Consider the following 11,635-nt stretch of genomic DNA (forward strand, 5'->3'; position numbering starts at 1 on the left):
GCGGCCTCACCCTGTTGCCGGATGGAAGGGGATGAATTCGGCGACTTCCAGCTCGAAACCGGAGACCGCCTTGTAAGGTACCGGGAAACTCAGCAGGCGCATCTTGCGCACATTGAGGTCGCGCAGGATCTGCGCGCCTATGCCCAGGGTGCGCTGCGGGAACTGTGGCGGCCGCGGCTTGCCACCGCCCTGCTGGCGCAGTTGCTCGAGCAGGCCGCTCGGGATTTCCTGCTGCGCCAGCAAGACCACCACGCCGCTGCCCTCGGCGGCTACGCGCGCCAGGGCACGCTCCAGGTTCCATTGCTGCGGCCCGCTCTCGGGCTCGCAGCCGAGTGAGTCGCGCAGGGTCTCGACCGCCTGCACCCGCACCAACGTGGGGCGCTCGGTGCTGATCTGGCCCTTGACCAGCGCCAGGTGCAGTTGCCCCTTGTAGGCATCGTGATAGGTCAGCACCCGAAACTCGCCATGACGAGTGCGCAGCGGATATTCGTCGGAGCGCTGGATGGTGCCTTCATGCAGGATGCGGTAGTGGATCAGGTCGGCGATGCTGCCGATCCTCAACCCGTGCGTCTGAGCAAACGCTTGCAACTCGGCACCTCGGGCCATCTCCCCCTCTTCGTTGAGGATGCCGACCAGGGTCGCCGCCGGCATTAGCCCGGCCAGGCGCGCCAGATCGCAGGCGGCCTCGATATGCCCGGCGCGCTGCATCACCCCGCCCGGCTGCGCCTGCAACGGGAAAATATGCCCCGGCTGGACCAGATCGCTGGGGCCGCTGGCCGGATCCACCGCGACCTGGATCGAACGCGCACGGTCGGCGGCGGAGATCCCGGTGGAGACGCCGGTGGTCGCCTCAATCGACACGGTAAAGCCCATGCCATGGAGCGCGCGCGAGTTCGGCACCATCAGGCCGAGGCCCAGCGCCTGGCAGCGTTCCTCGGTCAAGGCCAGGCAGATTAGGCCTCTGGCATGCAGCGCCATAAAATTGATCGCGCTGGCATCGACTTGCTCGGCCGCCATCAGTAGCGAGCCTTCGCTGTCGCTTTCGTCGTCGGTGATGACCACCATCTCGCCACGGCGGATGGCCTCGAGCAGTTGCTGCGGGGTATCCAGTTGCATGCTCCGCCCTCCCCTCAGTTAAGCGCCGCGCGCAGATCGGTGGCCGCCGCCGCCAGGGCTTCGGCCGCGCGCTCGACAAAGGGTGCCATGCTGACGAAGCCGTGGATCATCCCGTCATAGCGCTCCAGGCGCGTGGCGACGCCGGCTTGCTGCAGGCGCTTGGCGAAGGCCTCGCCCTCGTCGCGCAGCGGGTCGAACTCGGCGGTGATCAGGGTGGTGGGCGGCAGATTGTCCAGTTCCTCGGCGCGCAACGGCGAGGCGAGTGCGTCATCAGCCTGCTCGGGATTCTGCAGATAGTGCTGCCAGCACCACAGCATCATCTCGCGGGTGAGGAAATAGCCCTCGGCGAAGGCCTCATAGGAGGGACTGTCACAGCGCCCATCGGTGACCGGATAAAACAGGCATTGATAGCTGATACGCGGGCCTTTGCGCTCGGCCGCCAGGCGGCTCACAGCAAGCGCCAGGTTGCCCCCGGCGCTGTCGCCAGCCAGGGCTAGGCGGCTGGCGTCGACGCCCAGGGCCTGAGCCTGCTCGACCAGCCAACAGGTGACGCGGTAGCAATCCAGCGGGGCCGCCGGGAACTTGGCCTCCGGTGCCAACCGGTAGGCGATCGACACCACCACGGCGCCAGTCTGTTTGGCAAGCGAGCGGCAGAGGTTGTCATGGGTATCCAGAGTGCCAAAGACGAAGCCGCCGCCATGGAAGAACACCAGGAGCGGCAGGTTCGGCTGGTCCAGCGGCCGATACAGGCGCGCGTCCAACTCGCCGGTGGCGCCGGCCACGCGCAGATCGCGAACCTCGGCCATGGGCTCGCCGGGGATGGGCTGCATCATGTTGTCGGCAGACTGGCGATACTGCGCGGCACTCAGCTGGCTGAGATCCTGCTGCGGCAGGCCACTGAACTGCTGCAGTACGGCGGCGATCTGGCTATCAAGCGGCATCGTGCTCTCCTTCAATCTCGGTTCCTTTCTCATCAACAAACTGAAACAGCGGATTGGTCTCTTCGAGAATGCTCTGCATCCGCCGCTCCAATGCCGGCTTGAAGAACTTGTGCGGGAGTATCCAGAAGCGCTTCTCGCGCACCGCAGTGAACACCAGTTCGGCTAGTTCGAGCGGGGTCATGCCCTGGCGGATGCTGGTATCGAGCAGCTCGTTGAACTGCGCACCGGCAGCGCCTGCGACCTGGTCCGAGGCCATGATCTCGCTGGCTACCGGCCCTGGGCAAAGCACCGACACCGAGACCTGCGCCTGTTGCAGGCTCAGCTCGTAATGCAGGGTTTCCGAGAGCGCGACCACCGCCTGTTTGGTCACGTTGTAGGGTGCCATCAAGGGGCTGCTGACCAGGCCCGCAAGCGAGGCGGTGTTGACCACATGGGCCGGGCGGCCCTGCTCCAGTAGCAGCGGCACGAAGCTGCGAATGCCATTGATCACGCCTTGCAGGTTGACACTGAGCATGCGCTGCCACTGCTCCTGGGTGATCTCCCAGCAGTGCCCGGTCTGCATCACCCCGGCGTTGTTGAACAGCAGATCGACGCCACCGAAGCGCTCCACCGCTACATCGCGCAGACGCTCGACCTGCGCCGGGTCGCCGACATCGGTCACGCAGGCGACAGCCTCGGCGCCCAGTGCCTGCAATTCCGCGCACAGTGCCTGCAGCCGCTGCCCGTCCACATCGCTGAGTACCAGGCGCATGCCTAGCCCTGCGGCATATTCGGCCAGACCGCGACCAATGCCGCTGGCCGCACCCGTGATAACCGCCACGCGGCCCTGTTCAATGCTCATTGGCGACTCCTGCTTCTTGTTCTGCTGTTTAGCGTTGGCGCCAGTAGAGCCGCCTCTGCCGCGCCAGCCATCGTCCATTCAGACGATGCCCTCAGCTACAGGAGTTGCAGAATCCGGAACGTGCAAAAGCGCTGCCCAAGGTTTGCCTGAACCAGCGGCAGCCCAATCAGGAACGCCCCGGAGAACAACAAGATGAGCACCCTGCATCGCATCGAAACGAGACAACTGGAAGACCGTTACGCCCGTGGCTGGCACTGTCTCGGCCTGGCCGCCCAATACCGCGACGGCAAGGCCCATCGGCTGGACGTATTCGGTACCCGTCTGGTGGCCTTCCAGGGCGAAGACGGTGAGCTGCATATTCTCGACGGCTACTGCCCGCACATGGGCGCCGATCTCAGCCAGGGCTGCGTCGAGGGCAACTCCCTGCGCTGCCCCTTCCACGCCTGGCGCTGGGGCGCCGACGGCGTGTGTGACGACATCCCCTATGCCAAACGCATCCCGCCACGAGCCAAGGTCAAGAGCTGGCCGATCCTGGAAGAGAACCAACTGCTGTTCGTCTGGAACGATCCAGAAGGCAACTCACCGATCGCCGAGCAGAGCATCCCGCGGATCGACGCCAGCTACAGCGACGAGTGGGCCGAGTGGGAAGTCGCCGAGCTGCAGATCGCGACCAACTGCCGCGAACTGATCGACAACGTCGCTGACATGGCGCACTTCGGCACAGTGCATGGTGCCCCGGTGGAGGCGTTCAGTAACGTCTTCGAGCGTCATATGGCGACCCAGATCATGTGCGCGCGCAGCGAACGGCTGTCGGGCGACAGCGAACTGAACACCGTGGCCACCTATTTCGGCCCGGCTTACCAGATCACCGAAATGACCGGCGAGATGAACGGCCAGCCGATCCATTCGATCCTGCTCAACTGCCACGTACCGATCGACCTGCACAGCTTCACCCTGCGCTACGGCGTACTGGTGAAAAAGATCCCCGGCCTCAGCGAGGAACAGAACAGCGCCATGGCCAAGGCCTACGTAGAGCAGGCGCAAGCAGCCTTCTATGAAGACGTGGCGATCTGGCACAGCAAGACCCGCGTCGACAACCCGCTGCTGTGCGACGGCGACGGCCCGGTCTACCAGTTGCGCAAGTGGTACCAGCAGTTCTACACCGACGTCGCCGAGCTGCCGGCCGAGGTCAACGAGCGCAAGACCTTCGCCGTACGCGCGCGCGAATTCGCCTAAGTTCCTGCGCAACAACTGCCGCGTTGGAAACAGCGCCTGAGTCGGGATGGCGGCACCCCCTGCCGCCATCTATCCAGCTCTCTAGCCAGGGCGTTGCACTCGGCAGAAGACAGCGCTTATGCTCAGTGTTCGCTACAGCATAAAAATAAAAAACGGTACCCCTTATGGCTCGCACACTCAGTCTCGAGACGTTCAGCGAGATGCTCGGCAATCTCTACCAGGGGCCGCTGGAGAACATCCCCTGGGCGACCTTTCTCAACCAACTCAATTTGTACCTGGACAGCAAGTACGTCACCTTCATCCTGCGCCCACCGAGCGCGCAGGTGGAAGGTCTGATGGTCACCACCAACGGCACCTCAGCAGAGGTGGTTGAGGGGATCGCCTCGTACAATAAGTATTTCTTCACCCTTGACCCCTTCGTCGGCTTGCCCAACCGCCAAGTCGTCACCCTCGAGGAGTTCGTCTCCAAGGACGACTGGCTGAACTCCGAGTTCTACAAGAGTTTTCTCGAGCCGGGGGACGTCTTCCACATCCTCGGCGCCGACATCAATACCTGCGACGGCGCGCAGTGCCGCATCCGCATCAGCCGCGGCCGCGCCAGCCCGGCCTTCAGCAGCGAAGACAAGGCCCTGCTCACGCAATTCATCCCGCACCTTGAGCGCTCGATCAAGATCCACATGCAGCTCAACCGCATCGAGACCGAACGCAACCTCTACGCCGGTGCGGTGGACCAGCTGGCGGTCGGCACCATCATCCTCGACGAGACGGGCAAGGTGCTGCAGACCAACCAGGTCGCCGACCGCCTGATCCAGGACAAGGACGGCCTCAAGCTGGTCAACGATGGCCTGCAGGTTGGCACCGCCCGCGACACCCAGGAATTCCGCCGGTTGGTGAAACAGGCCCTGCTCTCGCAGAAGAGCAACAACCCCTCGGTGGTCGAGGCCCTGCGCGTGCAGCGGCCGTCCGGGCGGGCGGATCTCGGCATCATAGTGCGCTCGGTGCCGCTGTCGGCCTGGAGCGAAGGCAAGCAGTGCCCGGCGGTGGTGATCTTTATCAGCGACCCGGAGCAGCAGTCCAGCGCCCCCCAGGAGATCGTCCGCGCGCTGTTCGACTTCACCCCGGCCGAAACCCAGTTGGCCATGCTGTTGGCCAACGGCCTGACTCTCGACGAAGCCTCGGAAGAGCTGGGCATCAGCCGCAACACCGCACGCGCGCACCTGCGCTCGACCTTCTCCAAAACCGGCGTGACCCGCCAGACCATGCTGGTACGGCTGATCCTGCGCAGCGTGGCGACGCTCGGCTAGCCGCCCGCCAGGATAATTCGTTTGCCAGTCGTGGTCCGTAGGCTGGGTAGAGCCGATTTTGGCGAAACCCAGCGGGCCAACGCTAGCAGCGCTGGGTTTCGCTTCGCTCTACCCAGCCTACCCCGAGTTCCATGAGCAGACGGTTGAAAACGGTCTGCTAGTCCGCTTGGACGATGGCGGCATGGACGCCGGCGCGCAAAGTGCACTAACCGAGACGCCTTCCCCAAGCGCAGGGGGCCTAGCCATGCGGACCTGTCCGACCATCCTGAAAACCGAACTACTGGCCGAAAGTGGCTACTTCCAGATTGAGGCCTTGCACCTGCAATTCAGCAACGGCCAACAACGCGTCTACGAACGCCTGCGCGGCACCGGCTACCGCTCGGTGATGCTAGTGGCGATGCCCGATCCGGAACACGTGCTGCTGGTGCGTGAATACGCGGTGGGGGTGGAGGCCAAAGTCCTCGGCCTGCCCAAGGGCGGCGCCGAGCCCGACGAGGATTACCTGCAAGCGGCACAACGCGAACTGATCGAGGAAGTCGGCCTGCGCGCCGAACGCCTCACCGAGCTGGGCGAGCTGACCCTGGCGCCCGGCCACCTGTGCCACCGTTATCGGGTGGTACTCGCCGAACAGCTGAGCCCCTGCTACCTGCCCGGCGACGAACCCGAACCGCTGGACCTCATCCGCCTGCCGCTGGCGCAGATTCCCGAACTGGTCGCCCGTGGCGAACTGCACGAGGCCCGCGCAATCGCCGCGCTTTTCATGGCCCTGGGCGCCCTAGCCCGACGTGGCTGAGGCACACGCACAAGACCATTAATCGGCTCCTCTGGCGTCTAGTCCATTCGGACGAAGTCCGCCGCGAGCGGCCCTTCTAAGGTGGCTCCACAACAACAAAGCCTAGCGCCAGCCCCAGCGGCGAGACAGCCTGACTGCGGCGGCCCATAGATGCCGAGGCCCGCCATGAAAAAAACCACGATAGCTCTGCTGATCCTCGTCTCCGCCAGCAGCACGGCAACCCTGAGCCTGCTGCTGAAAGACCAGCCCTACCGGCTGGCGGGAATGACTGCCTGCCAGGCTTACGCCGGATCTTGTTTTATGCCCGCACCGTCCATCCACCAGTTGCTGCCCTGAGAGTCAGTTTTATGGGCCCGCCACACAATCGACCGTAGGCCCTCGTAGGAGCGGGCCATGCCCGCGATGCTTTTCTGCCAAGCCCGATCGCTCGCAATGCTCAGTCCGACGGGATGAGGTTGGTGGGGCTTTTCGTAGGAGCCAGCTCGCTGGCGAACTGCGGGGGGCCGGCTGAAGCATCGCGAGCAGAGCTCGCTCCTACAAGAGCAAAGGCCCTGTGTGCTGACCGTTATTTCTGAGTCAAGGTAGAGCCGCTTCTTGGCGAAACCCAGCGGATCGGCGTCGGCAGTGCTGGGTTTAATTGGATTCCCGGAAGCAAATAGAGCCCGGCCTTCCAGGCCGGTTGTTGGGCATCGCCTGCGGCTCAGCACCAACCTTGTATGTTGTTTTCCGTCAACCGGGTTAGCCTTTCAGGCCCTGCGCTTGACGCAGAGAAGCAGTTACTGGGGAGGCCGTTCCAACCTGGAGGTGAGTTCACACTCAACCTCGTCCGTAGATTGGCCCCCCGCCTCATTGCCCACCGCGTGGAGTATCCGGAAGCCAGCTCATTGAGGTGGACTTCGCATCACAAGGTTGCAGCGGCAAGAAGTGCGAGGTCGGGGAACCGGTAGCTATTGTTGCTCAAATGCCGGGCGAGATGAAAACAATGAGCGTATTTGTCGGTGTGGATGTGGGTGCCAAGACAGTTGTCTTGGCATGGCGAAAGGGTGGTCGCACGCGGGGCAAGCTGGACATCCAGCAAACGCCCGAGGGGCACGCCCAGGCGGTGGAGCGGATTAAAGCGCTAGAAGCCGTCCAAGTCGTGATGGAGGCCACCGGCGTTTACTACTTGGACTTGGCCGTTGCCTTGAGCAAGGCCGGGATCGTCGTGTCTGTCATCAACCCCAAAAGCTTCCACCACTTTGCCCAACTCAAGTTGGCGCAAAGCAAGACCGACCCGCTAGACGCGGCCCTCCTGGCCGAGTACGCCGAGCGGATGACGCCAGCCCCTTGGACTGCGCCGGATACCCTCCGTATGGCGCTGCGTGACATCGGCCGACAAATCAATCGGCTGACCGCGACCCGTACACAAGCCAAGAACCGCCTGCACGCCTTGCGCTCCAAACGTGACACGCTGGCGCTGCTGATTGAAGACGAAGTTGAAGCGGTCGAGAGGCTGGATCAGCGCATCGAGCGACTCAGCAACGCTGCACAGCGCCTGATTGCCGAGGACGCCGTGTTGAACAGTCAGTTTCAGCATCTGCTGGCAGCCAAAGGTGTTGGCGTTGCCAGTGCTATTGCGTTACTGGCTGAACTCAGTGTCCTGCCCCAGCATCTGAAGGCGCCGCAAGTCAGTCGCTATGCCGGGCTAGATATCCGCCTGTGCCAATCGGGCAGTAGCGTCAATAAGGCTTCACGGCTGAGCAAGGCGGGTAATGCCTATCTACGAAGCGCCCTCTACATGCCGGCACTGAGCGCGGTACGACATGACCCAAACGCCAAGGCCTTCTACCTGTCCCTACAACGCCGTGGCAAAAAGAAAATACAGGCCGTATGCGCCGTCATGCGCAAGTACCTGACCGGGCTTTGGGCTTGCATCCAACTGGGCGAACCCTTCGACTCCAGCAAGCTATTCAGCAAAATCCATCTGGCTGAAGCTTGACGTCCAACAGAGTATCTACGGTTTTACGCAGCTCCCGTAGGTTGGTGCTGAGCCGCAGGCGATGCCCAACAAGGAGTCGCACGGCGACTCCCTTTGGAGCTGTCAGCCACTCAAGTCGGCAACACGCCCCGCGCACGCGACAGGGTCAACGCCAGGTCCTCGATCATGTCTTCCTGGCCACCGACGGTGCCGCGCCGACCTAGCTCCACCAGCAGTTCGCGAGCGGAGATGCCGTACTTCTGTTCAGCGCGCTTGGCAAACAGCAGGAAGGAGCTGTAGACCCCGGCGTAGCCCAGGGTCAGGGCGTCGCGGTCGAGGCGGATCGGCTGATCCATCATCGGCACCACCAGATCCTCGGCCACGTCCATGATTGCGTAGAGGTCGACGCCGCTGTCCACGCCCATGCGCTTGAGCACCGCGACGAACACCTCCAGCGGCGTATTGCCGGCACCGGCACCGAGGCCCGCCACCGAGCCGTCGATACGCGCCGCGCCGGCCTCGATCGCGGCCAGGGAGTTGGCGATGGCCATGCCCATATTGTGATGGCCGTGGAAGCCGACCTCGGTCTCGGGGCGTAGTTCGGCACGCAGCAGACCGATCTTCTGGCTGACCTCATCCGGCAGCATGTAGCCGGCCGAGTCGGTGCAATAGATGCAGTTAGCGCCGTAGCTCTCCATCAAACGCGCCTGCTCCAGCAGTTTCTCGGCGCTGAGCATGTGCGCCATCATCAGGAAGCCGACGGTATCCAGGCCCATCTTCGCGGCCATGCCGATATGCTGCTGGGACACGTCCGCCTCGGTGCAGTGGGTCGCCACGCGAATGGTAGATATCCCATGGTCGTGGGCCATCTTCAGATGTTCGACCGTGCCGATACCCGGCAGCAGCAGCGCGGAGATCTTCGCCTGCTTCATCATCGGCACCACCGCGGCGAAATACTCTTCGTCGCTATGGGCCGGGAAGCCGTAGTTCAGCGAGGCGCCGCCCAGGCCGTCGCCGTGGGTGACCTCGATCAGTGGGATGCCGGCGGCATCCAGACCGCTGGCGACCTTGACCATTTCCTCCAGGGAGATCTGATGACGCTTGGCGTGCATGCCGTCGCGCAGGCTCATGTCATGGAGGGTGACGCTCTTACCGTGCAAATTCATCGATTCTTCTCCACTTAGCGGGCGGGCAACTGAAGCGCGCCGTTGTGCGCCTCTTCGGCAAACATCTCGGCGGTGCGCAGGCCGGCGGCAGTCATGATGTCGAGGTTGCCGGCGGACTTGGGCAGATAGTCACCAAGCCCTTCGACCTCGATAAAGATCGAGACCTTGTTGCCGTCGAATATCGGCCCGTTGATCAGCTTGTAGCCCGGCACGTAGCGCTGCACTTCCTTGACCATATGCAGCACCGAGGCGCGAATCTCCGCCTGGTCCGGCTCGCCTTCGGTCAGGCAATGGATGGTGTCGCGCATCATCAGCGGCGGCTCGGCCGGGTTGATCACGATGATCGCCTTGCCGCGCTTGGCGCCGCCGATCTGCTCCACCGCACCGGAGGTGGTACGGGTGAATTCATCGATATTCTGCCGGGTGCCCGGCCCCACCGAACCGGAGGACACGGTGGCGACTATCTCGCCGTAGCTCACCGGTTGTACGCGCGACACGGCGGCGACCATGGGGATGGTGGCCTGGCCACCGCAGGTGACCATGTTGACGTTCATCGCGAGCTTTTCAGCGTGTGCCTTGAGGTTCACCGGCGGTACGCAGTAGGGGCCGATGGCCGCCGGGGTGAGGTCGATCATGATCACCCCCAGCTCGTTCAGCTTGCGGCTGTTCTCGGCATGCACATAGGCCGAGGTGGCGTCGAAGGCGATGCGGATATCGTCGTCCAGCACGTGCGGCAGCAGGCCGTCGACGCCAGCGGCGGTGGTCTTCAGGCCGAATTCGCGGGCGCGTTTGAGGCCCTCGGATTCGGGGTCGACGCCGACCATCCAGACCGGCTCGATCCACTCCGAGCGGCGCATCTTCATCAGCAGGTCGGTGCCGATATTGCCCGGCCCGATGATCACGGCTTTGAGTTTCTTGCTCATTTTCACTCCTCGAAGGACACCCGGGCGTTGCCCAGGCCGTCGATAGTCAGCTCGAAGCAGTCGCCGGCCGTTACCGGCTCCAGCGGCACCAGCGAACCGGACAGGATGATTTCACCGGCCTTGAACGGAATACCGAACTGGCCGAGGGTGTTGGCCAGCCAGGCCACGGCGGTCAGCGGGTTGCCTTGCACCGCGGAACCAAGGCCTTCGCTGATCTGGCTGCCGTTCTTGAACACCTGCATGCGCAGGTTCGGCAGGTCCAGTTGGCGCGGGTCGAGGCGCTGTTCGCCGAGCACGAACACGCCGCAGGAGGCGTTATCCGCCACCGTATCCTGAATGCGGATGCGCCAGTCCTGGATGCGCGAATCGACTATCTCGAAGCACGGCATCACGCACTCCGTGGCGTCCAGCACGTCCTGCTCGGTGATGCCCGGGCCGACTAGGTCATGTTTGAGCAGGAAGGCGATCTCGCCCTCGGCGCGCGGCTGGATCAGCTTGTTGGTCGACAGGGAAATCGCCGCGCCCTCGGCGAACCACATCTGCCGGGTGAGGAAGCCGAAATCCGGCTGATGCACGTCGAGCATCTGCTGCACCGCCTTGGAGGTGACTCCGATCTTCTTGCCGACGATGGCATCGCCCGCCGCCACCCGCTGCTCAACGACGTGCAGGGAGATGTGGTAGGCGTCCTCGATGCTGATCTGCGGCCAACACGTGGTCAGCGGCTGCAGGGTGGTGCCGCTGCTCAGGGCCTGGTACAGCTCGGCGCCATACTGACGGCGCAGGTCCTCGCTCATGGTCTGGCCTCCGCGAGGAAGTCCAGGCACTGGCGGTTGAACAGCTCGCGGTGCTCGACCATTACCCAGTGCCCACATTCGCTGAGCATGACGAAGCGAATGTGGCGGCAGGCTTCCAGCATCGTCTGCGCACCGCTGGCCGGGCAGAACTTGTCGTTCATGCCCCAGAAGCCGAGGATCGGGCATTGCAGCTCGCCCAGGCGATTGGCCAGGTTCGGCACCTGCATGCTCGACAGCACGCAACGCGGTTGTTGCAGGACTACGCTGACCCGCTCATCGACGGTTTCAGCGCTGATCAGCGACGGGTCGAACAGTTGCAGGCCGAGCAGCCGGCGCATGCCCGCGGCATCGTTCAGCTCACCGGCGGCGAAGGCCGCGCCCATCTTCTGGATGCCTTCCATTTGCAGGTAATACTGCTCTTTTTCCATCAGCCCGCCCGGCGCCATCAGCACCAGCTTGCTGACCCGCGCCGGCTGGTCCAGTGCCAACTTGATGGCAATGGCACCGCCCAGGGAGTTGCCGATCAGCACGCAGCGCTGGATATCCAAAGCATCCAGCAGCCGG

At 63.6% G+C, this 11,635-nt stretch carries 12 protein-coding genes; 5 read left to right on the forward strand and 7 right to left on the reverse strand.

The genetic code is table 11. The annotated features are described in order from the left end of the window. Positions 1-6: 6 nt before the first annotated feature. Genes ribB through D3879_RS26170 form a run of 3 tightly spaced genes read right to left on the reverse strand, consistent with a single transcriptional unit; the run spans position 7 to position 2,898 of the window. The gene (gene ribB, locus D3879_RS26160; RefSeq protein WP_119957046.1) at positions 7-1,116 is read right to left on the reverse strand and encodes a 3,4-dihydroxy-2-butanone-4-phosphate synthase; all 1,110 of its coding nucleotides are present in this window, start codon (positions 1,114-1,116) and stop codon (positions 7-9) included. A gap of 14 nt (positions 1,117-1,130) precedes the next feature. After that, positions 1,131-2,057, reverse strand: coding sequence for an alpha/beta hydrolase (locus tag D3879_RS26165; protein WP_119957041.1), 927 nt, complete (start codon positions 2,055-2,057; stop codon positions 1,131-1,133). After that, entirely contained in the window at positions 2,047-2,898 is an 852-nt protein-coding gene (locus D3879_RS26170; RefSeq protein ID WP_119957045.1) for an SDR family NAD(P)-dependent oxidoreductase, read from the reverse strand. Before D3879_RS26170 ends, D3879_RS26165 begins: the two co-directional genes overlap by 11 nt. A gap of 192 nt (positions 2,899-3,090) precedes the next feature. Between D3879_RS26170 and D3879_RS26175 the strand changes: the two genes are divergently transcribed. From D3879_RS26175 to D3879_RS26190, 5 genes are all read left to right on the forward strand, one after another. Beyond that, the gene (locus tag D3879_RS26175) at positions 3,091-4,134 is read left to right on the forward strand and encodes a 3-ketosteroid-9-alpha-monooxygenase, oxygenase component (RefSeq protein ID WP_119957047.1); all 1,044 of its coding nucleotides are present in this window, start codon (positions 3,091-3,093) and stop codon (positions 4,132-4,134) included. A 164-nt stretch (positions 4,135-4,298) separates the two neighbouring features. Continuing rightward, positions 4,299-5,438, forward strand: coding sequence for a helix-turn-helix transcriptional regulator (locus D3879_RS26180; RefSeq protein WP_119957044.1), 1,140 nt, complete (start codon positions 4,299-4,301; stop codon positions 5,436-5,438). A gap of 244 nt (positions 5,439-5,682) precedes the next feature. Beyond that, the gene (nudE, locus tag D3879_RS26185; protein ID WP_119957048.1) at positions 5,683-6,231 is read left to right on the forward strand and encodes an ADP compounds hydrolase NudE; all 549 of its coding nucleotides are present in this window, start codon (positions 5,683-5,685) and stop codon (positions 6,229-6,231) included. 165 nt (positions 6,232-6,396) lie between these two features. Beyond that, positions 6,397-6,567 carry a hypothetical protein gene (locus D3879_RS26645; RefSeq protein ID WP_158592130.1) on the forward strand — a complete coding sequence of 57 codons (171 nt, stop codon included), beginning with the start codon at positions 6,397-6,399 and terminating at the stop codon, positions 6,565-6,567. Between the two features lie 646 nt (positions 6,568-7,213). Continuing rightward, complete coding sequence (locus tag D3879_RS26190; RefSeq protein ID WP_119952286.1) at positions 7,214-8,209, forward strand: IS110 family RNA-guided transposase; 996 nt, start codon at positions 7,214-7,216, stop codon at positions 8,207-8,209. Between the two features lie 110 nt (positions 8,210-8,319). Here the strand turns inward: D3879_RS26190 and dmpG are convergent, their stop codons facing one another. From dmpG to D3879_RS26210, 4 genes are all read right to left on the reverse strand, one after another. Continuing rightward, positions 8,320-9,354: a 4-hydroxy-2-oxovalerate aldolase gene (dmpG, locus tag D3879_RS26195; RefSeq protein ID WP_119957049.1), complete on the reverse strand. Its 1,035-nt coding sequence runs from the start codon at positions 9,352-9,354 to the stop codon at positions 8,320-8,322. 14 nt (positions 9,355-9,368) lie between these two features. Beyond that, entirely contained in the window at positions 9,369-10,277 is a 909-nt protein-coding gene (locus D3879_RS26200) for an acetaldehyde dehydrogenase (acetylating) (RefSeq protein WP_119957050.1), read from the reverse strand. 2 nt (positions 10,278-10,279) lie between these two features. Further along, complete coding sequence (locus tag D3879_RS26205; protein ID WP_119957051.1) at positions 10,280-11,071, reverse strand: fumarylacetoacetate hydrolase family protein; 792 nt, start codon at positions 11,069-11,071, stop codon at positions 10,280-10,282. Next, on the reverse strand, positions 11,068-11,635 hold a 568-nt coding region (locus D3879_RS26210; protein WP_119957052.1), incomplete at its 5' end, for an alpha/beta fold hydrolase. The genes D3879_RS26205 and D3879_RS26210, both read right to left, overlap by 4 nt.

Source organism: Pseudomonas cavernicola, from assembly GCF_003596405.1.
Lineage (GTDB): Bacteria > Pseudomonadota > Gammaproteobacteria > Pseudomonadales > Pseudomonadaceae > Aquipseudomonas > Aquipseudomonas cavernicola.

Coding starts and splice junctions, on each gene's coding strand:
- ribB (WP_119957046.1), bottom strand. CDS start 1,116: ATGCAACTGGATACCCCGCAGCAACTGCTCGAGGCCATCCGCCGTGGC.
- D3879_RS26165 (WP_119957041.1), bottom strand. CDS start 2,057: ATGCCGCTTGATAGCCAGATCGCCGCCGTACTGCAGCAGTTCAGTGGC.
- D3879_RS26170 (WP_119957045.1), bottom strand. CDS start 2,898: ATGAGCATTGAACAGGGCCGCGTGGCGGTTATCACGGGTGCGGCCAGC.
- D3879_RS26175 (WP_119957047.1), top strand. CDS start 3,091: ATGAGCACCCTGCATCGCATCGAAACGAGACAACTGGAAGACCGTTAC.
- D3879_RS26180 (WP_119957044.1), top strand. CDS start 4,299: ATGGCTCGCACACTCAGTCTCGAGACGTTCAGCGAGATGCTCGGCAAT.
- nudE (WP_119957048.1), top strand. CDS start 5,683: ATGCGGACCTGTCCGACCATCCTGAAAACCGAACTACTGGCCGAAAGT.
- D3879_RS26645 (WP_158592130.1), top strand. CDS start 6,397: ATGAAAAAAACCACGATAGCTCTGCTGATCCTCGTCTCCGCCAGCAGC.
- D3879_RS26190 (WP_119952286.1), top strand. CDS start 7,214: ATGAGCGTATTTGTCGGTGTGGATGTGGGTGCCAAGACAGTTGTCTTG.
- dmpG (WP_119957049.1), bottom strand. CDS start 9,354: ATGAATTTGCACGGTAAGAGCGTCACCCTCCATGACATGAGCCTGCGC.
- D3879_RS26200 (WP_119957050.1), bottom strand. CDS start 10,277: ATGAGCAAGAAACTCAAAGCCGTGATCATCGGGCCGGGCAATATCGGC.
- D3879_RS26205 (WP_119957051.1), bottom strand. CDS start 11,071: ATGAGCGAGGACCTGCGCCGTCAGTATGGCGCCGAGCTGTACCAGGCC.